This window comes from Microcoleus sp. B13-B6 (assembly GCF_036705405.1).
In the GTDB taxonomy this organism is placed as follows: Bacteria; Cyanobacteriota; Cyanobacteriia; order Cyanobacteriales; family Microcoleaceae; genus Microcoleus.
This window is the reverse complement of sequence record NZ_JAUBUJ010000006.1, coordinates 1-26,243: the sequence shown is the minus strand read 5'-3', so window position 1 is coordinate 26,243 and position 26,243 is coordinate 1. Positions and strand designations below refer to the sequence as shown.

General features: G+C 45.3%; 27 protein-coding genes and 1 pseudogene. 15 read left to right on the top strand and 13 right to left on the bottom strand.

Annotation, left to right across the window (positions count from 1 at the left end; all coding sequences use genetic code 11):
• Nucleotides 1–248 precede the first annotated feature (248 nt).
• The 7 genes from QUB35_RS04245 to QUB35_RS04215 all read left to right on the top strand — a co-directional run bounded on the left by QUB35_RS04245 (nt 249) and on the right by QUB35_RS04215 (nt 4,955).
• Entirely contained in the window at nt 249–1,079 is an 831-nt protein-coding gene (locus QUB35_RS04245; protein WP_333139680.1) for an oxidoreductase, read from the top strand.
• A gap of 149 nt (nt 1,080–1,228) precedes the next feature.
• A complete protein-coding gene (locus QUB35_RS04240; protein ID WP_333139678.1) occupies nt 1,229–1,789 on the top strand; it encodes a nuclear transport factor 2 family protein in 561 nt (186 codons plus the stop codon).
• A gap of 248 nt (nt 1,790–2,037) precedes the next feature.
• Entirely contained in the window at nt 2,038–2,223 is a 186-nt protein-coding gene (locus QUB35_RS04235) for a ParA family protein (RefSeq protein ID WP_333139888.1), read from the top strand.
• 149 nt (nt 2,224–2,372) lie between these two features.
• Nucleotides 2,373–2,858 carry a hypothetical protein gene (locus QUB35_RS04230; RefSeq protein ID WP_333139676.1) on the top strand — a complete coding sequence of 162 codons (486 nt, stop codon included), beginning with the start codon at nt 2,373–2,375 and terminating at the stop codon, nt 2,856–2,858.
• A gap of 212 nt (nt 2,859–3,070) precedes the next feature.
• Entirely contained in the window at nt 3,071–3,661 is a 591-nt protein-coding gene (locus tag QUB35_RS04225; RefSeq protein ID WP_333139674.1) for a ParA family protein, read from the top strand.
• A complete protein-coding gene (locus QUB35_RS04220; protein WP_333139672.1) occupies nt 3,658–3,909 on the top strand; it encodes a CopG family transcriptional regulator in 252 nt (83 codons plus the stop codon). The genes QUB35_RS04225 and QUB35_RS04220 overlap by 4 nt, the downstream gene beginning before the upstream one ends.
• 161 nt (nt 3,910–4,070) lie before the next feature.
• Nucleotides 4,071–4,955, top strand: a complete 885-nt coding sequence (locus QUB35_RS04215; RefSeq protein ID WP_333139670.1) for a DNA/RNA non-specific endonuclease — start codon at nt 4,071–4,073, stop codon at nt 4,953–4,955.
• Nucleotides 4,956–5,338: 383 nt separating this feature from the next.
• On the opposite strand, the gene QUB35_RS04210 is transcribed toward QUB35_RS04215, so the two are convergent.
• The 3 genes from QUB35_RS04210 to QUB35_RS04200 all read right to left on the bottom strand — a co-directional run bounded on the left by QUB35_RS04210 (nt 5,339) and on the right by QUB35_RS04200 (nt 7,720).
• Nucleotides 5,339–5,734 carry a nuclease A inhibitor family protein gene (locus QUB35_RS04210; RefSeq protein ID WP_333139668.1) on the bottom strand — a complete coding sequence of 132 codons (396 nt, stop codon included), beginning with the start codon at nt 5,732–5,734 and terminating at the stop codon, nt 5,339–5,341.
• Nucleotides 5,735–5,799: 65 nt separating this feature from the next.
• A complete protein-coding gene (locus QUB35_RS04205; protein WP_333139666.1) occupies nt 5,800–7,233 on the bottom strand; it encodes a transposase in 1,434 nt (477 codons plus the stop codon).
• Between the two features lie 289 nt (nt 7,234–7,522).
• Nucleotides 7,523–7,720 carry a hypothetical protein gene (locus tag QUB35_RS04200; RefSeq protein WP_333139664.1) on the bottom strand — a complete coding sequence of 66 codons (198 nt, stop codon included), beginning with the start codon at nt 7,718–7,720 and terminating at the stop codon, nt 7,523–7,525.
• A gap of 171 nt (nt 7,721–7,891) precedes the next feature.
• Between QUB35_RS04200 and QUB35_RS04195 the strand changes: the two genes are divergently transcribed.
• Nucleotides 7,892–8,569, top strand: coding sequence for a hypothetical protein (locus tag QUB35_RS04195; RefSeq protein ID WP_333139662.1), 678 nt, complete (start codon nt 7,892–7,894; stop codon nt 8,567–8,569).
• 65 nt (nt 8,570–8,634) lie between these two features.
• A complete protein-coding gene (locus QUB35_RS04190) occupies nt 8,635–9,198 on the top strand; it encodes a hypothetical protein (RefSeq protein ID WP_333139660.1) in 564 nt (187 codons plus the stop codon).
• Nucleotides 9,199–9,313: 115 nt separating this feature from the next.
• On the opposite strand, the gene QUB35_RS04185 is transcribed toward QUB35_RS04190, so the two are convergent.
• The 6 genes from QUB35_RS04185 to QUB35_RS04160 all read right to left on the bottom strand — a co-directional run bounded on the left by QUB35_RS04185 (nt 9,314) and on the right by QUB35_RS04160 (nt 14,321).
• Nucleotides 9,314–9,856, bottom strand: coding sequence for a hypothetical protein (locus QUB35_RS04185; RefSeq protein ID WP_333139658.1), 543 nt, complete (start codon nt 9,854–9,856; stop codon nt 9,314–9,316).
• Between the two features lie 215 nt (nt 9,857–10,071).
• Nucleotides 10,072–10,434 (bottom strand): hypothetical protein, encoded by a 363-nt coding sequence (locus tag QUB35_RS04180; RefSeq protein WP_333139656.1) that lies wholly within the window; start codon nt 10,432–10,434, stop codon nt 10,072–10,074.
• Nucleotides 10,435–10,540: 106 nt separating this feature from the next.
• A complete protein-coding gene (locus QUB35_RS04175) occupies nt 10,541–12,184 on the bottom strand; it encodes an AAA family ATPase (protein ID WP_333139654.1) in 1,644 nt (547 codons plus the stop codon).
• Between the two features lie 89 nt (nt 12,185–12,273).
• The gene (locus tag QUB35_RS04170; RefSeq protein WP_333139652.1) at nt 12,274–12,759 is read right to left on the bottom strand and encodes a GIY-YIG nuclease family protein; all 486 of its coding nucleotides are present in this window, start codon (nt 12,757–12,759) and stop codon (nt 12,274–12,276) included.
• A 134-nt stretch (nt 12,760–12,893) separates the two neighbouring features.
• Nucleotides 12,894–13,880 (bottom strand): GntR family transcriptional regulator, encoded by a 987-nt coding sequence (locus QUB35_RS04165; protein WP_333139650.1) that lies wholly within the window; start codon nt 13,878–13,880, stop codon nt 12,894–12,896.
• A gap of 93 nt (nt 13,881–13,973) precedes the next feature.
• Nucleotides 13,974–14,321, bottom strand: coding sequence for a hypothetical protein (locus QUB35_RS04160; RefSeq protein WP_333139648.1), 348 nt, complete (start codon nt 14,319–14,321; stop codon nt 13,974–13,976).
• Between the two features lie 206 nt (nt 14,322–14,527).
• On the opposite strand from QUB35_RS04160, the gene QUB35_RS04155 reads away from it, so the two are divergent.
• A complete protein-coding gene (locus tag QUB35_RS04155; protein WP_333139646.1) occupies nt 14,528–15,139 on the top strand; it encodes an iron-containing redox enzyme family protein in 612 nt (203 codons plus the stop codon).
• 18 nt (nt 15,140–15,157) lie between these two features.
• Nucleotides 15,158–16,249: an RNA-guided endonuclease TnpB family protein gene (locus tag QUB35_RS04150; RefSeq protein ID WP_333139644.1), complete on the top strand. Its 1,092-nt coding sequence runs from the start codon at nt 15,158–15,160 to the stop codon at nt 16,247–16,249.
• Between the two features lie 332 nt (nt 16,250–16,581).
• Here the strand turns inward: QUB35_RS04150 and QUB35_RS04145 are convergent, their stop codons facing one another.
• Nucleotides 16,582–16,974 (bottom strand): hypothetical protein, encoded by a 393-nt coding sequence (locus tag QUB35_RS04145; protein ID WP_333139642.1) that lies wholly within the window; start codon nt 16,972–16,974, stop codon nt 16,582–16,584.
• A gap of 193 nt (nt 16,975–17,167) precedes the next feature.
• On the opposite strand from QUB35_RS04145, the gene QUB35_RS04140 reads away from it, so the two are divergent.
• The 4 genes from QUB35_RS04140 (at nt 17,168) to QUB35_RS04125 (ending at nt 23,315) form a co-directional block, all read left to right on the top strand.
• A complete protein-coding gene (locus QUB35_RS04140) occupies nt 17,168–21,055 on the top strand; it encodes a toprim domain-containing protein (RefSeq protein ID WP_333139640.1) in 3,888 nt (1,295 codons plus the stop codon).
• 2 nt (nt 21,056–21,057) lie between these two features.
• Nucleotides 21,058–21,399, top strand: coding sequence for a hypothetical protein (locus QUB35_RS04135; RefSeq protein ID WP_333139638.1), 342 nt, complete (start codon nt 21,058–21,060; stop codon nt 21,397–21,399).
• A gap of 37 nt (nt 21,400–21,436) precedes the next feature.
• The gene (locus QUB35_RS04130; protein WP_333139636.1) at nt 21,437–22,243 is read left to right on the top strand and encodes a DNA cytosine methyltransferase; all 807 of its coding nucleotides are present in this window, start codon (nt 21,437–21,439) and stop codon (nt 22,241–22,243) included.
• Between the two features lie 76 nt (nt 22,244–22,319).
• Nucleotides 22,320–23,315 (top strand): hypothetical protein, encoded by a 996-nt coding sequence (locus QUB35_RS04125; protein ID WP_333139634.1) that lies wholly within the window; start codon nt 22,320–22,322, stop codon nt 23,313–23,315.
• A gap of 957 nt (nt 23,316–24,272) precedes the next feature.
• Here QUB35_RS04125 and QUB35_RS04120 read toward each other — a convergent pair.
• The 3 genes and pseudogenes from QUB35_RS04120 to QUB35_RS04110 all read right to left on the bottom strand — a co-directional run.
• Nucleotides 24,273–24,821, bottom strand: coding sequence for a zinc ribbon domain-containing protein (locus QUB35_RS04120; protein WP_333139632.1), 549 nt, complete (start codon nt 24,819–24,821; stop codon nt 24,273–24,275).
• A 154-nt stretch (nt 24,822–24,975) separates the two neighbouring features.
• The gene (locus tag QUB35_RS04115; RefSeq protein WP_333139630.1) at nt 24,976–25,881 is read right to left on the bottom strand and encodes a ThiF family adenylyltransferase; all 906 of its coding nucleotides are present in this window, start codon (nt 25,879–25,881) and stop codon (nt 24,976–24,978) included.
• Nucleotides 25,847–26,243 (bottom strand): annotated as a pseudogene (locus QUB35_RS04110) (hypothetical protein); the annotation flags it as partial. The gene QUB35_RS04115 and the pseudogene QUB35_RS04110, both read right to left, overlap by 35 nt.

The window sequence follows — 26,243 nt, the reverse complement described above, 5'->3', positions numbered from 1 at the left end:
CCTTCGGATGAATGTAGATTCCAACTTAAGTTGGAATCACCCTACCATCTTTAGATTGACTAATTCATCACTCATTCTATTGAGTAAAACTATCAACCTTGAGTGGACGACAAGTTCGAGTCAATTTCCTATATTGAATTCCTACAAACACCAATAGCAAATCAGTTACAAAATTCAAGTTTGCTGGATACGGGATATTGCATATCGAAGCTTTGCTACTAACCCTAAGAATTTTCAGGAGATAGATGATGACTCAGAGAACATGGCTCATTACTGGTGCTTCACGGGGCTTGGGTGCCGAGATTGCGAAAGCAGTTTTGGCAGCAGGTGACAAATTAATTGCCACTGCCCGCAATCAGGCTGATTTGCAACAATTCGCAACCAGTAAAGACGTATTAACACTGAGCATGGATGTAACTGATGAAAATCAAGTGAAAGCAGCGATCGCCACAAGTCTAGAAAAATTTGGACAAATCGATGTGTTGGTCAACAATGCTGGATTCGGTTTGCTAGGAGCTGTCGAAGAGTGCAGTGCCGAAGAGGTTGAGAGCGTTTATCGCACCAATGTCTTTGGGCTGCTGAATGTCACCCGTGCTGTGCTACCTAGTATGCGTCAGCACCGATCTGGACACATCATTAATTTATCGTCGATCGGTGGCTATCGCTCCTCCCCAGGATGGGGCATCTATGGCTCAACTAAGTTTGCCGTCGAAGGCATTACCGAAGCTCTGCATGGGGAGTTAGCCCCGTTGGGGATTCACGCGACGGTGGTTGAGCCAGGATACTTCCGCACCGGTTTTCTCGATAACAGTTCGCTACGTCCGAGTGCAGTGCAAATCCCTGATTATGCCCAGACGGTCGGGAAAATCCGTGACGTGGCGACTGAACTTAACTACCAACAGCCAGGAGATCCGACTAAGCTCGCCCCAGCCCTCTTGGAGATTGTCAACACAGACGAACCACCTCTGCGGTTACCTCTAGGCACAGATACACTTCAGACAATAGCCGAGAAGAATGCTTACGTCGAGCAAGAGACGGCAAAATGGCGAACTCTAGCTGAGTCTACCGATTTCAGATAAGGAGTGGAAGACTCAGCCATGAAAAGGCAGCCTAATCTCTGGTGTTTTTGATTGCAGAAATACTGATAGTTCGGGCTGTCTGATGTTTCGATTCGATAACAAAGACAAAATAGCGTTTTCTACACAAACTTAATCCAGAAAGAGGATTTATGAAAAAAGACACCATCACTCCCCACCATAAATTACTAATTAGCTTTGGATTAATTGGCTTTGGTTTGATGATAGCCACTGCAGCACCTGTGTCTAGTGCTAAAGCCGAGCCAAAGCAAGCAGAGATTCGCCAGATTGTGCAATCTAATGAGAGTCAGAATAAAGAAATAGTACGCGAAGGCTTTGCCAAATGGGCAAATAACACTGGTAGTTTCTTCGATCTGCTGGCTGATGATGTGGAATGGACGATTACAGGCAGAAGTCCAATTTCCAAAACCTACACCAGCCGCCAGCAATTTTTGGAGGAAGCCATAGTACCAATTAACGAGCGATTGAGCGTCAGAATAGTACCCAGTGTCCGAGGTATTTATGCCGAAGGTGACACGGTAATTGCCTTATGGGATGGAACAGCTACAGCCAAAGACGGCAAACCCTATACCAACACCTATTCCTGGTATATGACCATGAAAAACGGGCGTATTGTCAAGGTAGTCGCATTCTTCGATACCATTGAGCTTACCGATCTGTGGCAACGCATTCCTGTAAGTAAAAAGAATTGACAAACTATTGAAGTTCAAGACGATCGCCAACATTTTGAAAACGAAGCAATAATGCGGTGGAAATGACACCAATCGCAACACCCTTTGGACGGCATTCCACCGCTGCCGAGGTAGTAGAAGGAATCGATCGCTCTGGCTAAGCTCCTGAGCGTAGAGAATATAGCTTTTTCTAGACTTAAATCATCTAAACATTCAATCATCTAGACATCCAGATGTTTTAGCTATAAAATTTAGGTGCTGAACTCAGGATTAAACCTACGATCGTAACAGTCGCCTCATTCAAGGGCGGAGTCGAAAAGACTACCACAGCGCTGCATTTGGCGGCTTACTTGCAAAGCAAAGCGCCCGCTTTGTTGGTAGATGGCGACCTTAACCGCAGCGCTTTGGATTGGGCTGCGCGGTTTCTTGCCGTTCCAAGTAGATATGACGGATGACAACCGTTAAAACCCATACTAAGAATTGATTGTGCTATAGTAGCACACACAGGCATACCTTAAAAAAAATAGCGTCGCTTACAGTATGCCTTTAAAGCACAGTAACGGCATACTCCGGTCAGCATCTTTTCCATCCCGAACCAGAGCCAATGGCAACCAAGAACATCAGAATTGTGGGCTATTTGCCACCCGACTACCACCAAAAGTTGCGCGACTACATGGTAGAGCAATCTCTAACGGAAAGTGCAGCGCTCGCCAAAATCATCAAGCAATTCTTTGAAGCAGTCCCAGCGCTCACGGCCGAAACGGTAGCTTCCGAAACCAGGGAAACTTTCGCCCAACTGCGCTCGGAAATTGCCGATTTACATGGGCGAGTCGCAGCTTTGGAAACAGCAGAAATTCAACGCCAATTCAATAAAACTTCTCCCCAAAACTTTGGAGCAGAACAGCCCCAAATAACACTGCGCCCCCTGAAAGCTGCTGACCTAGCAAAACGGTTGGGAGTAAGTGCCGAAACTATTGAAAGTGCTGCTGCTAAAGGCAGCAGTTCCTTTGTTGAATGGAGCAAACGGCGAGATCCTGGTTCAAGAGCATGGCACAAAAAGGGCAACTTTTACCATCCGAATCCACATTGAGGTAGAACGATGTAGCTGCTTTGATTTGTGGGAAGCTCCACCGCCTCCAATCATCTGCAACCGAGCGCTACGTTGTTATCGTTAATTAGCCGAGCCAACCCGCCCTATAACTCGCTCAATACGACATCATTTTAAACGTTCAATCATTCAAATGTCTAGACATTTAGATGATTAAAGGATAAAGTTGAGTTAATCAATGTATCGGTACACCTATGATCGTGACAATCGCCTCATTCAAGGGCGGAGTCGGCAAGACAACTACAGCACTGCATTTAGCAGCTTATCTGCAAACCAAAGCGCCCACGCTTTTGGTAGACGGCGACCTCAACCGCAGTGCTTTGGATTGGGCTGCGCGGGGTTCCCTCCCGTTCAAAGTGGTGGATGAAAAGCAAGGAGTTCGCTTTGCCAGAGATTACGAGCACATCGTGATAGACACGCCGGCCAGACCCGACCCCGACGAACTCAAAACTGTAGCAGAAGGTTGTGACTTGCTGATTTTGCCGAGTTCCCCCGATGCGATGGCCCTCACCGCGATGGTGCAAATGGTGGAAGCTCTGCATTCCCTAAAATCGAATTACCGCATTTTGCTCACCCTCATCCCACCTGCTCCTAGCAAAGTCGGGATAGAGTCTCGGAGAACGATCGAGAAAGCTCAGTTGCCGATATTTAAAGCTGAGATCAGGCGACTAGCAGTATTTCAAAAAGCAGCGCTGGCAGGGGTTCCCGTAAATGCTGTCAAAGATGCCTACGCCAAAGCTGCTTGGGGTTGTTATGCCGCTGTCGGCAAGGAGATACTCCCATGAGCCGCTTTGATGATTTGTTAAAGGCCAAGAAACTAAAACCTGGGGAACCTGACCTCGAACCTGCACCTGCTCCGGCGTTACCCAAAAGCAAAGACCCAAACTTTGTCAGGGCTACGGTTTACCTGCCCAAACAAATGCACCGCGACCTCAAATCTGCTGCCGCACAGTCAGGTGAAGAAATCAGCGAGCTGGTTGAAAAGTCCGTCGCTCAATACCTCCAGCAACTTAGCGCTAAACCAAACACTTAAGCATTTGAACAGTCAAACATTCAAATGTTCAAATGTTGCGAGTTTCTTCTCGTATTGGCAGCAGTTACCTTTTCCATCAATCGCTGCATTCCTTGAGTTCGTGTACTGTTGGGTGCGTATGTTGGTAAGCTGGCACTGAACTCGTAAGGGAGCGGTGCAGCATGAAGAAAATATGGCAGTTGGGGGCGATCGCTCTGATGGTGGGGATGATGGCTGGCTGCAATCTGACATCAGCCCCGCCATCTTCACGAACGCCTGTTTCTCCTCAACCAAGAGTGCAGAAACCCACAACACCACCGATCGCTTCGGCAACCAACAACCGTAACTTACTCCTGGGCAATCCCAGCAATGCCGTTCCCAGTGTTGCCAGCAACATCGACAACTACTTGATGGTGAAACCGCAGTACGTGCTTTCGTACAACAGTAAGACTAAGACCCCTAACTGGGTTTCGTGGCAGCTCAACAAATCTTGGATTGGAGCAGTCGATCGCCAAGACAACTTCCGTCCTGATGATTCCCTCCCCGCGACTTGGTACAAAGTCCGAGCAACAGATTACACGGGAAGTGGCTATGACCGGGGACACATTGCACCCAGTGCCGATAGAACTCGCAACGAACCCGACAACAGCAGCACATTCCTGATGACCAATATGATGCCGCAAGTACCAGAAGTTAACAGAGGCGTGTGGGGTGACTTGGAAGAGTATTGCCGGGAATTGGTGGCACAGGGCAAGGAACTTTACATCGTAGCGGGGCCCGTGGGGAGGAAAGGCAGCATCGGCAGAAAGGAGAAAATTGCAGTGCCGGCTAGGAATTGGAAAGTTATTGTGGTTCTCAACCAACAAGGATTGGGGATGCAGGGAATTACAGCCGACACTAGGACGATCGCCGTGATGATGCCCAACGATGCCAGCGTCAAGGGGAAAGGATGGAAAAGCTTTCGAGTTTCCGTGGCAAGAATTGAACGCGAGACGGGGCTGAATTTCTTGTCTAATGTCCCACCACAGATTCAGCAGGTGATTGAAAGCAAAGTGGATGGTCAGTAAAAAAGGGATAGAACTTACTTTTTTGCTTGAGACTTTTAACCAAATGCATTAACATTGGCCATTAGCAATCCGTAAGAAAGGATGAATAGAATAAACTTGATTAGCCAGTTAATCCTGAAATTATATTTTCTGTCAAGGTAAGACCAGAGGGGAGGAAAAACAATTAGGAACATAAGAAAGGAAGCTATGATACCCATCTGGAATGGCTTGCCCTCTGTGTAAGAGAAAAATAATAAAATTCCTAGCATACCAAAACTGTAAAGAGAAGCAAGCCAACTAAATAATGTGCCGATCGTGCTCATATTACAACGTCTGTTCCTGACTCTAATGGTTACTATAACTCAATGATTAACAAACAATCATAGTTTACCAGTCTGTTGCAATCAAGTCTCCACCAACTTCGTTGACAGCCCCGCCAATCCGCCACAGTCCGTCACTCCAATGATGTAGACATCAATCTCAATGCTGCCGACTCGGTAAACCTGCAACTGTGATAGATTCTGCTTAAGTGTGTTCACCAAGTTCTGAAACCGCTGCACTGTTTGCCGTTCCTCCTGGTCGTGCCAATCTTCTTCTTGGGTGGCGATCGCAAAGAAGTCGTCCACACTTACTATTTCTACGGGAGCATCGGGTGGATGTTCGGTGAGTTGCAGAAGTTTCGCTGGAGTGAGTTCTCCCTGAGTCTGCCAGTGAATGACCTCAAAGGGGGCATCGGTTTCGCTGAGGAAGAGTAAGCCTTTGGAAGCTTGTGTGAGTTGGGTGGCGATCGAGTCTGTCATGGTGGCGGTGGTTTTAAATGAGTTTGATGCTAGCAAATTGCATTGAGAGTGAACTAACCTGACGGTCAACTGGGTACAGTTAGACCGCAGGCTTCTTTTTCCTTTTTGTTAAAGGCTTTTTTGAGTGACGGAGTTCCCCCGCCACTTTCGTAATTCAGACCAATCTTTCTTATGAGTTTGGCTGAGTTTTCGTCTCGATCTAATGATTCTCCACACTGACAAGAATGCCACCGCTCCGATAATTCTTTCGGTACTTTGTTGAGGCAGTTCCAGCAATGTTGGGAAGTTCCTTTTGGGTCAATAAACAAAACGCTTTTGCCTAGCTTCCAAGCGACATACTTGAGGACGTTAGTAAATTGCCCATGAGCAGCATCAAGCATGGATTTATTCAAACCGCTTTTAGCCGACTGACCGTTGGGCAAATAAACCAAATTACCGTTCTCAGTATCAGTCTTGGGTTTGGCGCGTCTAGTCAGATTTTTGACACTCAAGTCTTCAACAACTAAAACATCACACTTACCGAACAGCTCATGTGCCGTTTTGAATTGGAAATCCAATCTGGCTCTGGCAACGAATTGATGGAGTCTGGAAACCTTATCCTTGATAATTTTCCAAGGCTTAGAACCCTTGACTTTTTTGGCTAATTTCGCTTGAAGCCTTGCCAGTTTTGGGGCTGACTTTCTCAAGAATCTAGGATTCTCAACTCTTTCGCCATTGGAAAGATAGGCGTAATTTGTTATTCCTAAGTCGATACCAAGAGTGTTTTTGTCAGTCGGTTGAATTTCTGCAACCGTTACGGGAACCGTCTTATCTTCTAGCGTCAATGCAATATACCACCCATCCGCTTCTCTGATGACTGTACCCGTCTTAACTTTAAAACCAGTTGGTATTGGACGATGGAAAACCATCGGCACTTGACCTATTTTCGCGAGGTCAATACAAATCCTGTTTTGCTCATCCTTGATAATATCTAAATTGCCTAACTGAGGATAAGTGAAGGATTTGTAGTAGTGAAGCCCCTTAAATCTGGGCTTGCCTCTACGATTGCCATTTTTATCGGGCGTGGTGAAGTTTGAGAAGGAAGTTTCAACTCTGTTGACCACATCTTGCAAAACCTGAGAATCCAACACTTTGTAATCAGGAAACAGTTTTTTTGTGTTTTTCAAGTCAGCAAGTTGTATTGTCTGCCACTGTACATATCCGCCTTCAATGTTTGAGAAAACATCACCTTTTTTAGTCAAAGGATTGCCTGATTCATCCTTTTTCCTGCCATCCCTAGTTTGGACTCTCGTCAAAGGAATATTTCGATAAATCTCCTCAACGGGGACTATCGAAACAATCAAGGGACAAGCGTTTATGGGTGTTCTCGTGGTTTCCCACCACCTGAATCTTTCGCCTAATCGGTAGTTGTACTGCCGCCGACAAAGTTCTAGGTGAGTCACAATCGTTGTTGATTGAGCTTTCGTGGGTTTGAGGCGGTATTTGTAAGTGAGTTGCATTTCTAAACTTCCTGTTTTCGACCTTTGAATAGTATAGTTTATGTGCGTCCAAAATGCCACCCCAAAAATTATTATTTCAACACTTGGAAAAAGCATCTAAAATCAAGATGTTCCCGAAGATTGATTCGTGATAGGCGAGATTAATTGTTGGTTTCCGTTCCTCCACCCAACGCTTCTGGACATCACGCTCGGTAATTTAGTCGGGGTACTTCGCGAGCGCTCAGATTAATCCCCTCTAAATATACCGAGGGACTTCCCGGCTGGGAGTTAAAGAAAAAATACGAATGCCCTAATCTTCAGATGTTTCCTGGTTCACCGCTTTCACTTGCAGCATCCCGCGCCCTATCCTTTCGAGTAATTCCGATCGGGAAATGTTTAGAGAATCTGCGATCGCATCTATGCCATTCACCGCAGTTGGCGTAATGGAAACCGTAATGCGCGTCTTCATTTCGTTGTATTCGGTCAGCGGTTGCCCTTTTTTTCTCATTTTTTTCTCGTATGCCTTATTTATTTAAGTCATACTCCGTAAATATTGAATAAGTATGACATATAAATTATAATATAGTTTAATCTAAAAGCAAATGCCTGTAACGGCTACTTTCTCAGGGTCAACGTTACAGGCAATGCGCTCACACGTTCAAATGGAGCAACTGTTATTATGACGCACATTATCCGCGCTATCGAAGATGGCGTAGAGTTTTTTACCGTTGAGGCAACGGGCGAGTCGGGGATGAGTTATTCTGGGCTAGCAAATTTGTCGGGGGTCAATCAATCCTCAATTTCTCGATTGATTTCCGACCTTATGCACAAAAAGGCTCCCAAGCGACTACAAGCTTGGATTGGTAAAGAGATATATTTATCTCTAACTACCGTAAAAAGAGGCGGAAAAATTAAGATTGTCCAAATGGATTTAGCTTTGGATATAGTCAGGCATTTTTATTCAGAAGGAAAGTGTACACCGCCTGGTTGTAAATTAATAAGTATGCCACTATTGAGCGGTAGTTTACCAGAGTTGCAAAGTAAAAACCAAAAGCGCAAAAAGTCTATAAAAGGGCTTGAACGTAAGTGCCAAGAAAAATTAGCTACTGAACTTACAGGCGAAACCGAAGTGCCTACACCAGCAGGCAATATTGATGTCCTGACTCCCACGGAAGTAATTGAGATAAAACATATCCTTGGATGGAAGCAAGCAATAGGGCAAATCTTAGTTTATGGGAAATATTATCCAAGTCACAAAAAAAGGATTCATTTGTTCGGAGAAACCAAAGAAGCATACCTTAGATTAATTCAGAGCCATACTGATGATTTAGAAATAATGGTTACATGGGAACCATAGCTAATTTGCTATGCTTATCTACGATAAAGCGACTACAAGCTTGGATAGACAAGGATTTGCACCTTATGCAGGAATACACCAAACGGGGCGGGAAAGTGAAAATTCTCCGCTCTGACTTCTGCACTGCTGTAATTAAGCACTACGCCTTTGAGGGAAACGAGGTTGCTGAGTACAGCCTTGAGAAGTTCGCTGATATTGGGATGCGTTCTTGGATTCAAACGGTTACGGGTTGGCAACCGCAACAAAACAAAGCTTTAGCCGAATGGGAAATCGCTCGACTAGCAGGCAAGCAAACACGGCGCAGGCTCACAGATGCCATCAAAAGCTACATCGATCGCCATCCCGAACTCTCTGAAAACAGCCGTAAATGGCTTTACGTCAATGCCAGTCAACGAGTAACTTTAGTTGTGTTCGGACGCAAAGCCAAAAAATTAGCTGACGACTTGGGCGTTACTCCTGATAACCTACGAGATGCGCTGACTCCCGATGAATTGATTTTGCTTCAGGAAGTAGAGGATACGGCAGTGCGACTGATTGATATTCAGGATATGCACCCAGATGATGCCATCCAACAAACTGCTGAAAGATTACTCATTCAAGTGCAATCAAGGGCTTTGAAACTCAAATAAGTCCTCTAATTCCGGTTAAATGCTGGGGTAATAAACTGCAATTTAATTGCTACAACAACTTGGATAGAGTTTACTTTCTGTCCAAGTTTTTCCGTGTCATCCGTTCTAGCGCGTCTTATTTACAAACCGCTTTAATAACACTCAACTCTGCTGGGTCACTAACTTTTACAGCTACGGGATATGCACCACCTGTTAGAGTGTCTGGGGAATAGGTTGTAATTTGCTTGTTGTTTTTATCATAGATGTCAATATTCAATATACTACGGACTTTGGTTTCACAGTTTACAGAATTTAAAATTAATAACGAAGAAGCTCCTTTAGGTGCAAAACAAGTAGTTTTACCACTGGCACGACCGCCACAGCGTGATTCATTTATAGCAAAATCGTAAGGGCAAGGGCATCTTTCTCCGTGATAAGGACGGCGTAGAGGCATTTCGCGATTATTGACCGCTACCTGGGGAAATATCCTTGCTGAAGTATAAAACTTTTGCGGTTTACTGGAGCTTAGGGAGGCAATGTCTAAATAATTGGCTATTTGGTCTTTATCTGTAATTATTTTGACCCATCTTGGTTTCTGCTGGGCTATTGAATAAGTATTGCTAGTCAATAAACACAACCACACACCAAACACGGTTAAACTAATTCTGAGTTGAAGCATTTTATCTGCATAAAGAAAGAAAGAGATTTAGCAAGCACCTACTTGCAGTATATAGGAATCTCTCGACAAAAAATATTTATTGGGAAAGTGGTTGGCATTGAGAAATCAACAGCAATAGGAGTTGCACTTGGTACCACTCCAGAAAAAAAGATGAGGTTTCCATCAAAGTAATTGAGGTAATGGTTGAGATATCACACATACGCTATCGATCCCCCTCAATTTCCTTCAACCTCCATGACCAACTCATACACCCGTAAACTCGGATGTTCGCCCATCAGCCGCCACCCATATCCTTCAACCGTTGGTGTAGGTCGCACTCCTTGGCGGTACAGAAAGATTGGCTCATTTCTCATCAATGCGGTGAATATCTCCCGCTCTCCGTCTTTGCCATCATCCCAGATTAGGTGAGCTTTGCCGAGGTAGCCAGCGTGCATCAAACTAGCAAAGAGCCATTCCATCAAAGCTTGCTGCTGTTCGTGGGTCAGCGTAGATTCACCGTAGGTGTCGATTATGGGTATTTTGGATTTGGGCTTGAGTGATGCGATGAGGGCGGTGGCGAGGTTGAGGTACTTTTTCATTAGTCGGTGGAGATGGGTCTACTTCTTAGTATGCGATCGCTGTGACTTAGAAGCGAAGCCTAATTATGGTTGAAAATAATCCTCCAACTCGGTTAATTTTTTATCTCTAACCAATTAGAGTTGGAGTATACTTTTTTAGTCCAGATACAATAGCATTTTTATACTCTGTAGACAACAATCTTAAAATTTGTTGTTGGTATCCTCCAGATATTAAACCAAAACAATGCGAAATTAGAGAAGGTAAACCTTTATTATTGTAAAGGAGAAGAGCTTTCGTATAATCCTTCGATTCAATAACGCTTTTGTACAAGCTCAAGTTATTCTCGTAAATTTCATGAGGATCAATAGAAGCTACTAAACCCTCAAAAGTGTTTACGAAGGAAGTTTTTTCTCTACATTTTTTTTTATTAAACCTATTTAATTTGAATTCAATTTCTGATGCAGAACGTTGGGCTGTTTGATATTCTATATCTTTTTCTAGTTGATTAATAACAAAGTTGGCAACTTGCTGACAAATATCGAGCGGGTTACGACCGAGAACAATAGCAACTACTTCTAATAGTTCAGGGACACACAGAATATTCTCGACTTCAGCTACGTTCAATGGAAGTATATTAGATTTTTTCCAAGAATCAATCTGATCTTGATGTCTGTAGTCCATATCAATAATACCAAAAGCTTCAACATGATGAAGGGCTGAGTTGTCTCGCATAGCTTTAGTTGCTTCAATTATTTTCTCACAGCCACCACGAGGCATTATCAAAAATTCTGGATATACCGCTTCATAAATTTTGTAATCTAAACCCCCTTTATCACTTTCGACGAAGATAACTTTTTTCCTGCTTCCTAAAATCTCTAATAAAACTGGTTCTGGTAAAGCTTCAGTTTTTGGGACTTCATCCCAGTTCCATTGGTTCCCATCATAACTTTTGAGCCATAGTTTTTGAGCGCCTACTCTAGAAGCAGCAAAATCAATGTCATGCGTAATATAAACAAACAGGCAGTTAGGTTGTGCTTCCTCAATTTTTGACCAAAGTTTGCTCATTAAGGATTTATGAAGATGAATTTCAGGTTCATCTACAATTACAATCGAATCAGGCGGTACGCACAGGCATTGCGCCATTAAATAGAGAGCTACCCGTTCTCCATCGCTCATTTCTCTGCCCTGATAGACATCATTGCCAGAAATTAAAACATTAATTTTGCCATCTTCAATAACGAGTTCTCTATGAGGTAAAATATTCTTCCAAATACTCAGTAAGATTTCATCAGGAGAACTCGGTAGTTCAGGACGCTCATTCTTATCTTCGCGCTCCATTTCTCTAACACGTTTAGCTAGTTGGCTATCTCTTTGATATTTTTTAGCAAAAAGGAGAGCAAGCGCTTTTTCATAGTCATTTAGGGGAAGCGTTACACTCAAATTAGGGCGCTGACCACCTGACCATCTGTGAACCATTTTTGTTTGAAGTGGCCCCCCCCAATTTTTGGAATCTTGGCTAGTACCCAACCGTAATTCCTTTTCAGCTTGCTCTAAGCTCTTCAATTGCACGTATTCCGGGAAATCCAGTGATTTTTGCGCTGAAATCCTGTGAACTTTCTCAGGATTCGACTGATTCTGCTCTATCCACAAACCAAGCCTGCTTTTTCCAGCACCATTAGCTCCTATGATTACCACTGGCTCGCAGCAAACTAAAATTTCAGGTTGACTGTTTGTCTGTTTAGGAGGAAGTATTAATTCTTGCTTCAACATTCCAAATAAAATAAATAGGTAAGTTAATTGCTAAGTTAGATATATTAACGCAATTGTTCCTAAATTTAACAGTGTGATTTTTATGGGTTTCACTTACCGAATGGTTGTCCCCACCACTGCCAGCATTCTTTGTTGAAAGGCGATCGCCACTTGTAGATAAGTTCCGACTCTACCTGTAACCGATGCTTTCGATTAGTCGATGCTCCGTACCAAAATGCTATGGCTACACTCACATTCAGGGAATAACGCCGATGCAGTTCGATGTAGTTGGCAATATAGCTGTGACAATCGTGGCTCATCCATCGTTGTTTGGGGGTGCGGTCAGTTTCTCCTATATACAGCACCAAGGGGAGTTCGTTATCGATAACGAAGTAGAGGCAAGTGCGATCGCCCCAATCCGGTTTCTCACAAAATGAGAGATTGTGTAATTCCAGGGCAAAGGGGTCGATGCTATCAGCATTACAGGGATTGGGTGCGAGCTCGAATAGACTTCCCTGTTGCGGTTGGTCAGCACCTTGAGATTGTTGGTGTTCCAAAATGCGCTGTTTCCAGGAATGGAGAGCCTCAGAACTCATCGTTAACTTAGGGGATTTCGGGGTTCTGGGTTTGGATTTAAATTCAGGGAAAAGTTCTAGTTGTTCTGGCACGGATTCAAAAGATTGTTGAACGATTGATGTTATGAGAAAGATGATAGTTAACGCAACTAATGCTACATTACTTTTTCCATCTCCACAGCCGCTAAACGAGCTTGGAGTACGAGCAAGTTTACCGGGTCTATGCCGATACTAAAGGTCATTAATTTCAGGTCTTTGGGAATGTATCTACTTAACTGATTCTCCACTTGGCTAGAACATACCACTAAATCAAATCCTTGAAGTCCTGCCACATTGTTTTGAACGCATTCTAGGGTAACGGCTTGGGATTCTACGTGATGCACGTTATAGTCAATAATTTGCTTCATTGCTTCACTGCTGCTTTGTTCCACGCACACAAACAACACCTTGGCATTGCGGGGTAGGGATGAGATGCAACTCAGTAACTGCATATCGGGTTGCACTTCAATGCCTATCACTTCCTTATTGGGGTCGGCTATCTGAGCTACATCCCACAGGTTTTTGATGGTCGTTACTATTAAATCTGCAGATAAAAGTTGTGATAAGGCGTGTGGTTCTTTAGCTTCCAAGTGCGCCCAAGGAATCGATACCATACCTAATCCCGTTACCAATTCCAGACGCGCACTGATATCGATACTATCAGGATAGAAGTTCACGAATGCTACATTTACTTGATGGCGCTCTACAAGCACTGCTTGAGCGTATGCTGCACCAGAAAACTCGGCTACGCTTAACCCGTATTGGGATGCCGAACGAAAAGCTTGTGCGAGTAAGTCGTAGAAGTTTGTGCGGGCAACCATCTGTCTCACCAACGGAGAGTCAGCAACAACTGTTCTTTTACCTCTGGTGCCTGCGAGGTATCCCGCATTAATCAGTTCGTTATACACCAAAGCGACAGTGGTGTGATTGACTCCTAAATACTTGGCTAAATGGATGATAGGCGGTAAAGGTTGATTCGGCTTGAGATGACCCCGCACAATCAATAACTTAATTTGTTGAATGATTTGAACACTAATAGTAATAGGCGCTGCCGTATCCACGACTATTAGCGGTAAAACTGGGTCTGTCATACAAGTTGGCATAATTTTTTCTCATATTATTGATTCATACTTTACCCATTAGGAGCCACTACTCGAAGACAGAGTGTGGCTAATAATTCTCTGCCACCTGGTACCCTAATTTACGTTAAACATCCATAACCTACCGACATACACTCCGTTGAGCCATAGGGGTTGGGAATGACGCTCTATGATGCGCCCATCCCTGAGTTGCACTTTTTCATTAATCTCTAGGTGCGTTTGCTCGTAAATTTCCGTCATATCCTTCAAGAACAATTGCGGATTATCAAATTGCTCGGATACAAACTCTAAGGCGAGTTGGTCTGATAGCGACCGCACGATAACTTCGGGTAGTTGCCAAATTCTCAGCAAACTGGGAGTGACTCCTACCATTTGCCGATTGTTGTTGACGATTAATATACCCGCATTCTCTTGATGTTGTAGTCGGTCTGAAATTGACAGCATCAGAAATTCTCAACTAACAAATCTTTACTTTCTCACTCCCCATTGTTGGCAATCCAGGAGTCTAGCTTTTGAATTAGCCTAGCGCATTGTATCACACCTTTGATAGGGGTGTACCGCAAAAATACTGATTGACTCATATTATAATACTGATGTACCATATAATGCACTTATTGTATTGCCATAATCTCTAAAGAGGGGATTCCAAAATGAAGTGGTTATTGGATTTGGGAGCCAAGTACCGCCAGAATCTACGTTCTGGAGCTTTTTACCAGCAGCTAATTGCAGCAGAGCATCCCGATGATGTGCGGGGTTGGGTCAGGCAACTCTATTATCAATCAAGTGATTTTACTGCGGCACTGGCGATGCGCTATACAATGTGCCGAGACTTTCGGTATCAAGGATGCTTTGCACACCATGCCACAGAAGAAGTAGACCACGCTTCACTGCTACTCGATTGGATGTACAAACATGAATTCTTACAACCGACAGAAAACCCGACTTCCATCGTTCCTACCCTAGAAACGCAGTTGGTGAGTGCCTACTGTTTCAGGTCGGTGTTGCGAGAATCATACGAGCATCAAGTCATTGCCATGAATCTCATTTCTGAGGGTGTGAGTTTCGATTTCTTTTCTGCGGTCATTCCCGTGTTCACCCGCTTGGGATTCAAAACAAACCGTTATTGGACGATACACCGTGAAATCGACCAAGAGCATTTGGCAATGGGAATTGACCTCATCCCCCAGTGTGATGAAGATTCCGCATTAGGAAAAGAGCAAAACTTAAGTGCCAAATACTTTGCTAAACTTATTCACAGTTAAGCACCGAGAGGAAGTGTCATGTTTGCTGTCAAGCGGGCGCTAAAATTAAATAACAAGGAAGCGACGTTGATGGCAAAACACGCAGGATTCCGGCGCGTAGTTTTCAATTTTGGGTTGAGCCTGCGAACTCAAATGTACAGTGAGGGGAAATTTACCGACTCGAAGGTACTCAACGAAGTCAAGAAGGTTCTCACCAATCACGTCAAGAAAACGTCGGAATTTGCTTGGATGAACCAGTTGTCTAGCCGAGTTTATCAAAACGCTTTGATTGACTTAAAAGATGCTTTTAGTCGATATCGTTCGGGGAAAGCAGGTCATCCGAAGTTCGCCAGCCGCCGAGACGGTCAATCTTTTACGGTTGATTCATCTAACGGTAAAGTTTTGTTAGTCGCTGGTAGCACTATCAAGATTCCTACGTTGGGAACTTTTCGACTTTTTGAGCCGTTAGAATGTGGTTTTATTTCTCAAACTTTCACGATTTCAAAAGAAGGAAATCGCTGGTTTGTTTCTTTCTGCATTGATGCAGAACGTCTCCCGGTTCAGCAGTCTGAAGGTTCTGTAGGAATTGACATCGGCATCAAGTCATTTGCTACACTGTCAACCCAGCAGGTTTTTGATGCACCAAAACCGTTGAAGCAAGCGAAAACCAAGCTTGCTACCTTGCAGCGCAAAGCATCTAAACAGGTAAAAGGCTCTCGAAACCAGCGCAAAACCTACAACAAAATTAGTCAGCTCCATGCACGAGTCGCTCGTATTCGCTTAGACTTCCTTCACAAGTTAACAACTTACCTAGCTAAAACTTTCAAGCTAATTAAGATTGAGAACTTGAATGTTCAAGGAATGATGGCGAATCATAAGTTAGCTGGAGCAATATCTGACCTTGGATTTTACGAATTCAAACGTCAGCTCGACTACAAATGCCAAATGTATGGAGCTAGTTTAGTGCTAGTAGACCAGTGGTTCCCTAGTACGAAAACTTGCTCAAATTGTGGCAACAAAAAAGATATGCCACTAAGCGTTCGGACTTTCGACTGTCCTGCTTGTGGCATATCTTTAGATCGGGATTTTAATGCAAGTTTAAATATTTTAAACTGGGAACCCTCGGCTTGAGGGGGATAGCCTACTTACCTTGGGATTAGTCGTCTACCCAACAGCGTAGGAAGTGAACTCGAATTGTGTCTAAAAATGATTTTAGACAAGTTTAGATAAGTTTCACGAAGCAGTACAGCCGCATTGCTTATGAAACTAGCGTGCTGTATGGTCGGATGCTGGATTCTTGGTGTACCGCCAATCAGGGCAATCAGGAAAAACCTTCACTTGCCCAATTAGTGGCAGCAAGTAGATAGGAACCGCCCTATGAAACAGCAGGTTAATAATAGTGGCGATACTCACACAGCGTCACCATTTTCAGTATCACAGGGCGTTCCTGCAAGTTGACTTTCCTAAAAATTGATCGCGCTAACCTTGTTCTTCGATTCTCTCAAGCGCCTTGCCACTAACAGCATGGCTTGGTTTTCTTCAGTCTCGTCTTTGAGTTCGGACAGAGCACGTTCAATCCTTAAGAGCGGGTGCTCTTCTCTCTCCCTTTTCTTCCTCTCCAAGTCATTTTGAGAGGTGATGATGCTAACCACCTGGGCGCACTCGCTGCGCGGGCGCAACCGGGCAATCACCTCCATGCACCGCCACAGCAAGTCGCTGCTGAGATCCTGCTTTCCCTGCCGCACTTTGCTCCAAGTCTGCCGCGCTATACCGCTTTGTTGAGCTAATTCTGTGCCGTGAATGTCCGCCTGTTCTTCACAAAGCCACCTCAATAAAGGTGATACGGGTTCAGTCATTGTAAATATTTATTACATATCTGTCGCTTATGGGTGACAGAGGGGATAATTTGTCAATGATTGGCGAATCGATTGACTCATAGAATAACTCAAAGTTAGCACATCGGCCACGCAGAAAAGAACACGGGTTCCAAAAAAACAAACCCTCCTTGAAAGGAAGAGGGCTCAAAAATTATTAATAAGGAATTCCATCATGACAGATTCTTCGGAAAACAGCAACACCCCAGCTAAAGATGGCAGTTTGTTGAGATTTTGGGAGCAGGAGGTGTTGCCTCGACTCACTGCCGACTTGGTGTACGACCATCCATCGCATCAATTCCAACGAAGCAGTCAGAAGTGGCGGGGAGGTAGTCCGTTTCGCAAAAGCAAGTCGGGAACTTCGTTTGCCGTGTGGCCTGATACTCTCCGCTTCTACGATGCGGGATGCGAGTTTGCAGGCGACCCCATTGCCTACATCCACAGCATTAAGGTGAATCGGTGGGAGCATCCCAAGGGCATTGATTGGGTAGAAGCGCTGCGGGAAGCAGCTTCGAGGGTAGGAGTCACGCTGCCCGAACGCGAACACACTCCCAGGGAAATCGAAGTAGCAACGAAGTGGGAAGCGCGCCGGGGGATATTGGCTGCGGTGTACGCTCAATGTCGGGATTGGCTGTGGAGCGAGGCGGGTACGAGCGCTCTCAACCACTTGATTGCGGAAAGGGGCATGAGTCGAGAAGCGATCGCCGAGTTGGGATTGGGCTACTACCTGAGCAAGGATGAAGTTGCAGCAGTGCTCAAAGAACAGAACCACAGCTTAGAGATTGCTGAAGAAGTGGGCGTGTTGACCCGCAAGTGGGAAGGATATGTTACTTTTCCCTGGCATACGGCATTGGGTCAACCGCTTACGGTGTACGGTCACTGTCCCACAAAACCCCTGCCCCTCAAAAAGCATCACCGGGGGTGGAAGGGCGAAAGGGATGCGGGCTATCGAGCTTGGGGAAAACTCTCGGAAGCTCAGAAGATAGAGCAACCTTGGCTCGAACCAACCATGCCTAAGAAATACGCTTGCTGGAATCCCAAGGATGAGGAGGGGGCGTGGCTGGCAACAAAGGAATCGCCGCTTTACTTTGATAGAGCTTTGGCGGCGGGTCACAAAGAAGTGGTTGTAGTGGAAGGAGTCACGGATGCAGCGGTGGCTCAAGCATTGGGAGATAGCCGAGTTGTGGCTTGTGTAGCTGCTAGCTTGTCGGGAGAACAGGTGCAATCACTACGGCGATTGGGTATCGAGAGAGCGATTATTTGCCTCGACCCGGATAGCGCGGGGGATAAGGGTATCGAAAGCTGCATTAAATCTTTGTTGTTGGCAGGGATTGCACCCTATGTAGCTCCCCGATTGCCTGTGGGTGAAGATGGTGACGGCGACCCAGATAAATTCATTACCCGCAACGGCATCGATGCTTGGCTGCAACATACTCACTTGACAAAAGCTCAACACGGCTTGAGGTGGAAAGCTCAACAAATAACTCGCTTATCGGGAAACACCGATGCGGATAAGCAAGCAGTGCTCCTAGAAGCGACTAAGTGGGCAACCAATATTAAGGATGCAGTGGCACTCAACATATTCTATTGGCCAACCATTGGTGAAACTCTGGGAAATTCCCCACCCCCCTGGTTGTTGGAGTTTGGTAAAGAATTGGGTGCGGGTCAGGATAATTCAGAGCAAGTTACCAAGTGTCCCGACCGCAAGCGAGATGCGTTTTATCGAAATCTCTGCGACAAGTTGGGTCTTGACTTCAATTACTACACCAGGGGGCGCACTTTCGATGACTTTGCGGTGAGGAAGGTATTCGGAACGCATTACAAAGCCATCAACAGCGCCATGTATCAGTACACCGGGGCGGGGTGGTGGCAACGCCAGGACGAGAAGCGCTGCGAACACATGATTGCAACGTGCAGCGAAAAGGTGTTCAAACTCCATCAAGTGAGCAAGTGGGAATGGGAAGAAACATTCCCCTTTTCTAGTGAAGGCTGCACCAACTCCGCATTCAAGTACGCCATGAAGCGCCTTTACCTAGAACCTCCCCCCAATCGACACTTTAGAGCATTTAAGAATGGCACCGTGGATATGAGAACGGGAGAACTCCTGCCCCACGACCCCGCTCACTATCTCACTTCTGCCATTGAATCGGATTACGTGCGCGATCGCCCCTGCCCCGATGTTTTCCTCAATTTCATCACCTCCGCTTTTGGTGAAGACCAATTGGAAGCAGTGAGAGCCTACACTTCGATGCTCATCGACCCTACTGCACCCTATGGCAAGTTCGTGCACATCATCGGGCCTTCGGGTTCGGGTAAGGGAACTCTGCTCAGACTCTGGGGTGAAATCTTTGGGTTGGAGGATTCGCACTCCGGTGACTTTGCAGAATTGAGCAATCCCGAATCGCGGCACCAACACCTAACCGGTAAATCTTTGTACACCATTCCCGACACCGGGGGCTACATCACGGGGATTCGTCCGTTTTATGAATTGGTGGATAACGGTCAACTTTCGGGTCGCAGCCTTTATTCATCCTGCGGATACCCAAAAGAATGGAACTGCCGATTTGTGGTCGCTTCCGTTAATCACCTCCAAATCGAGAATGCAGGTGATGGGTGGGATAGGCGGTGTTTGCCACTCTTATCCAAAGAGCGGGAAGGATTGGAAGACCCCTATCTGCGCCATAAACTCTCTGCCGTGAAAGCGGATATCGTATCCTGGGCGCTGGCAATGCCCAGAGTTGAACGCGATGCCTTGCTAATCAAACCTTCCACTAACAACCGCATCCGCCTTGCCAAAATCGATGCCGCTACCTACGGCGACCCGATACGCAGCTTCATTGATTTGTGCTTGCGACCGACTGATGCTCCTTCCACCATCCAAAACCACGAACTCCATAGTTGGTTCATTGCTTATTGCAAAGCACATGGTTACTCGGACAACCGGGGCATGAGCAAGTTCATCGCTCATCTCAAAACAGTAATCCCCCAGCACCACGTACCCAGACACCGCCAAGATGGCGAGCTACACCCTGCTCACTGGACTCACATGACTCTGTTACCGGGTGTCATGGTCGATGTTTCACTCACTGAGGATGCTTCTAACGGCTACCAAGGTAAACCCAACCCACAACACCCCGAACCTGAGTGGCGGTGTGCCAAATTCCTCTGCTCTGAAGGGGGTTTATTAGCTTTTGAAACATGGAGCGATCGAAGCTCGATGAGGGCGATTACCCTACACATCCCAAATGATCAGGGCAGATCAATCTACCCTGATCCGCAAGAAACCACGCAAACTCAATGGTTTGAAGCGAGTGATCAGGGTGATCAGGGTACTATTCCCTTAAAAAATGAAGGGGTGGGGGATGTTCCTAAGCAACAAGACACCCCCTCTAAAAAAATAGGTGAGGAGTTGTCCTCTACCCCGATCGCCCCGTTCACTTCTACTCAAACCCATACACCACAAGGAAACCAGGGAGTGATCAGGGCTGATCAAAGTACATCGATTGTCACCGATTACCCCGATCGTTTGCTCAACATTGATGAATGGGTATCAAAGCTTTCAGAAGTAGCCAACCGAAATGGCACAACCTATGAAGCGGTGAAGGGATTGGGCGTACCGAATCACCAGCGCTCTGAAATCTTTGCTGCATTGACACCGGGAGTGAAAGACCGACTCAAAGGATTGAGGGAAGAGTTCGAGAGGCGGATTTCCCAAGATATCGAGAAGTGGAAGAAGGCAATAAAAACTTGGTTGGCTTTAGATGTAGATGCCCTAAACCATCAATGGCAACAGTTTGATTTATGGAGCCAGTGTTTGTTGGGTATCAGTAACTGGGTTGAAAGAATTGATAAATCGGGATTATTTGACTTAGGAGCATCGGTGTACGCCCAAGCACTTGAATTAGCTAGTGAAACATCTGAGGTTGTGGTGGATTTAGAAGTAACAAATCCCGAACTAGAAATCACAAACTCTGAACCCAAACAACTCACTTTGTTACCAGATGCTCAACCGCCTTCAGAGCATCAAAGCAGATTTGCACCAGAATCGGAGGATTGGTTTTAGCTATGAATAAACAATGCCCGAATTGCGCTTCCCTTGATATTTACCGCCGTCATCCCCATAGTTTAGAGGTTGGCTGCGACAACTGCCATCACCGATGGCAAGCAAAGCAAGTTTTAGCTCCAATTCTTCGGGATAAGTTCTGGCTCAGCAAACCATTGAAAGGCTGGCATTATGTCGAAGTGTGGCGCTCGTCAAGCAATCACAAGAAGTTCGCTTATCGGTTGGCTTATAGTGCTTCCCTTTTTGGTGAGTTAAAAGGTGAATTCGATACACCAAGATTCGCTTTAGAAGCGGGAATCCAGGAGGCTAAGGGATTATTAGCACCCGCTAACTCACCAATTTAAGAAGCCCAATAGTGACTCCGAAAAAGGAGAAGCGAAGATGATGCGAACGCTTTCACTATTCAGCGGCATAGGTGGTTTTGAGTTAGCTGCTGCTGCCCTAAATTGTTTCACAGTCGAACAGTTAGTAGAAATCGATGAGGATGCTCAATATGTACTCCGACAGCACTATCCCCACATCCCGATTCACAGCGACATCCGAACTTTTAGCACTTCCCCAGGACACTACGATTGCATCTGGGGAGGCTTCCCCTGCACCGGTACGAGCAATGCCGGAAAGCGGGGAGGATTGGCTCATCCAGAATCAAGTTTGTGGTGGCAAATGCTCAGAATTATCCTCGAAGCTCGACCCAGCTTTGTGGTTGTTGAAAATCCAGAAGGCTTGCTCGTCCGAGGAGGTAGAGAAGTCGTTGCCTCTCTCCGAATGGCAGGATATTGTGTCACAGACCCGCTCCTCCTATCGGCAAAGGAAATTGGAGCTGGACACCAAAGAAACCGAGTCTTTATCATCGCTTACCTTCAGAACTTTGCACAGCAGCAATACGAGCACCAATTCCAGACCGGCTGGGCTAACGAAGTGCGAACAATCGCTCAGGAAGCTCGGCATCATTTCCCCATCCCATTATTTATCCACGATGGGAATGGAGTTGATATTCGGATTCCCCCTGGGCTGGACAGATTGCCTTGCCACCAAAGCATCACCCTCTCCCACTTTGGAGTCAAGAGTAAAACTAAAGGTAGAATCAGAGCCAGGTACCTCTTTGCCAAAACAGTCATGCCCGGACAAGCTTACATTGCCCTCAAACGGGTGCAACATCTTGCCAAAGCCTTCGGCATCATCGATTGAGAACACCACCGAGTTTGCTTTATCGGGATTGGGTATTAGCTTTTGGAAAACGCTGCACTGTCTTACCCATAAAACGGTGACACGTCGAAGTTGGAAAGACAGCCACGCCCAGAAATTTATCAATGCTTTTGAGCAGAATAAGCTAATCAAAGCTTTGGATAAAGATATCCGCTATGGAGGCAAACAAATTGGGTGGTGTCGGTTGCTTTGCGCTCCCTACAAAGAGCAACTTGCAGCCATGCTTTATGAAGATTTGGAGGCTGAGGGGGGAATGTGTGCATCAGTCACAGAGTTTATCCAACGCTACTTTAAAGGCAACAGCAGTCAGGAAGTTTGGGTAATACGCTTTGGATTTATTGAACTAGATCGACTCGCACAAACTCCGACTTCGGAAGCTTTTGGTGTATCCTCCGACTCTGAAACTAAAGCTAATAGCAATTCTGACCTCACTTCGCTAGCCGAGAGTATACACCAAGCTCAATTAACTCCTGTAATTGCATCTTTAGACTCTGACAGCACTACTAATAGCAACTTACCCCGCAGTCCACGAAACAATAGTATACACCAAGCCTCATTACCTTCCCTTGGTGTATACTCAGTAATCCAGAATACAGCTAGCAGCAACTTGGGTATTACTCTATCAACTTTGAGTATACACCAAGCCTCATCAAACCATCACACGGTTCCTAGTTTATCCCAAAACAGCAGCAAGCAAGCTAATACTAACACTCCAATCTCTTTGCCAGATAAGAGTATACACCAAAGCTCAACATCTAGTCTTGGTGTATACCCCAGTGAGGGCAATCAAAGTGACAGCTATGCAACCCACGATTCACTACCAGAGAGTATACACCAAGCTCCTGTAGTTCAGGGTGGTAGTGGCTTAGTCTATAGCTTTTGGAAGGGAGAAAGCATGGTTAACCACTACCGCTACAAGGTTAAAGCAGAGGGCAAGTGGAAGGTAAAGAGTGTCTACATTCCTGTGGGCAAACTCCCCAAAGTAAGGGCAGCCATTACCAATAACTTAGGAGTAACTGCGATAGTTACTGAGGTACTAGGTCGGCAACTGTGATTGATTACTCTGTCTTTTTCAAACCATGCGGTAGCTCTTTCTTTGAACTCTCTTAGTTTTTGATTTCTCTCTAATTTTTTCACCATCAACCTTTGCTTCAATCCGCATCTTTCTCTATTCGTAGGTGCGGAGAGTATTTCTGCGTTCGATGCCCCCCATACAAACGAGGGGTCTTACCCCTGATTTTAAGTAACAAGGCGATCGGGGCATAACGGGGGGTCTTACCCCTGATATTACCCTGATCAGCTAACATACCACGCTAAATCAATACTTTGAGCAATAACAAGGCGATCGGGGTATATTGTGGGGTCTTACCCCTTATTCTACCCTGATCGCTCCAAACACAACGCAAAATCAAAGGTTTGAAGTGTGTGATCAGGGTGATCAGGGTGATCGGGGTACTACTCCCCAAAAATATAAAGGGGTGGGGGTAGTTCTCAAATAACAAGACACCCCCTTAAAAAAAAAGGGTAGGAGTGCCCGATCGCCCCGATCACCCTGATCGCCCCCATTGCTTTTGCTCAAACCCCTACGCATCAAGGAAACAAGAGAGCGATCGGGGTTCTTCAGAGGGTCTGACCCCTCGTTACAGTCCGATCGCTGGTAATGAATCTGTGGATGGCTAGTGAAGCTCGGAGAATGCTCGGAGAATACTGGGTGGAGCCACAACTGTGAAGGGAAGAGGTGCGATTCCCGAGCAGGATTCAACAATTCCCACTGGAGAAGCAGTGCCAGTATCGAAGCGTGGGGACTCGGTTTGAAGTGGCAACAGCAGGGAGTTTTGGTGTATACTTCGATTCGACCGATTAAGTTAATAGTAACTCTGACGTTAATTAGCAACAAAAAAGTATACACCAAACCTGATAGTACCCTTTGGTGTATACTCTGCTTCTCTAATTCCAACTGATAGCAACTATTTCATTACTTTGTTAAACTAGAGTACATCAAGTTTTATTGTCAGGCTGTGTTGTATGCTCTCATTCTTTCAATCAAACTCACACTAATTTTTCGATAGCCTTGGCTTTTGCTGTCAATCCAAAACGCGCTGTATCGTCCATATTCCGTGAACGAACCTGACGGTAAACGGATTACCGTTAGACCGCAGGCTTCTTTTTCCTTTTTTTTAAAGGCTTTTTTGAGTGACGGAGTTCCCCCGCCACTTTCGTAACTCAAACCAATCTTTTTTATAAGTTTGGCTGAATTTTCATCTCGATCCAAAGACTCCCCGCACAGACAGGAATGCCAGCGTTCCGATAATCCTTTCGGCACTTTGTTGAGGCTGTTCCAACAGTGCTGAGAAGTGCCTTTTGGGTCAACAAACAAAATGCTTTTACCCAATTTCCAAGCGACATATTTTAGGACGATCGCGAATTGCCCATGAGCCGCATCAAGCATGGATTTATTCAAGCCACTTTTAGCTGACTGACCGTTCGGCAAATAAACCAAATTACCATTTTCAACATCAGTCTTGGGTTTGGCACGTCTAGTTAAATTTTTGCCACTCAAGTCTTCAACAACTAAAACATCACATTTGCTAAATAACTCATGTGCAGTTTTAAATTGAAAATCTAATCTAGCTCTAGCTACGAAATGTCGCTCAGTCGAGCCGCATAGTTCACGGCGAAGCCTTCCTTTCCCCTCCCCAAATAATCAGCTTTTTCTACCCTTCCCCTTCCTCTTCCCTTCCTTTTTCCACCCTTCCCCTTCCCCCTCCCTCTCTTGCAAACCTTTTAAGAGATGAAAAACTGATAAATTCCGAGCGCATAGAACCAGATTTAAGGTTAAGGAAAGTGGCAAACCTCCGCAAGTCATTCGTCAAAGTGAGACGGAATAAATAGTCAGCAATAATGGAGGCCATCGCCTGATTAATTGTGAGACTCTGAGCGTTAATAGTGGATAACTCAGCACAAGATAAATGGGGTTCTGCCAGTTCTTCAGGCTGGAATTCTATCAAATTGGGGCACTGCCAAATAGGAGAGGGTAGGGCTCCCATAATGCCTGTTTTCTCAAATTGATCTAGGTGAGTAATTAACCCCTCAGCATAATTATGACTACCTAGTAGAATTTGACCGCTATCAAAGTTATTGCCAGCATCAAGATACCAGATTCTTGGAATATCAGAGTGGCGGTTACTTTCTAGTGTTTTGCCGAGGGAACGACGAGCCGCACTATTGTCAACGCAGCCAGTGATAATTACCAAATCATTCCAGTATGATTTTACCAATTTGGGGTCAAAATAGTCAGGAATTGCACTAATTTCTAGCCCCCAGGTAAGATTGTAACGCAAAGCAAGAGTAGCGGCTTTATTCAATCCGAGTTCAGATTGACAAAATCTCTGCCTTCCCAAGTTTTTCCCTTCCACAATATCGGGATCTACAAAGGTAATATTGACATTTTTCCCAACTTGTTTGAAAACATAAGCTAATCGTGCTAAACTTTCAGCTACATAAGAGCCAGTGCCGCCACAGCCAACGAGCCATAAGTGAAGGTGAGAGTAATCTTTGAGGAGGAGAGGTGTGGAATTTGCGTACTCAAAGTCGAGGTTTAAGGGAGTTTTGGTAAGCATCGGTGATAAAATATGGCAGAGCAAATACAGAACTAGCTTTAATTAAGCTATAGTGTCCGAAAATTCCGATTCTGACTAAAATCTCAGGATTTAAAGTATTAACTTTACCCAAGACTGCATAGAGTCTAAACCCGCGCTCGTCAGCATCATCTGTGCTGCTAAAGAAAGCAGGCAATTCTGCGTGAGAGTGGCACTCAATTAAAGCAGTTGAGTAGGATGAATTGTCAAAAGGCTGGCAGCTCGTTCGTGTAGTCAATTGGACTGGAATTGTCAGTTGCCATTGATTACTGTCAAGGGATAGGTGAAATAAAATCTCTGTGAGATTGCCACTGCTATCTTTGGTGAATACAGCTTTTGTCAAT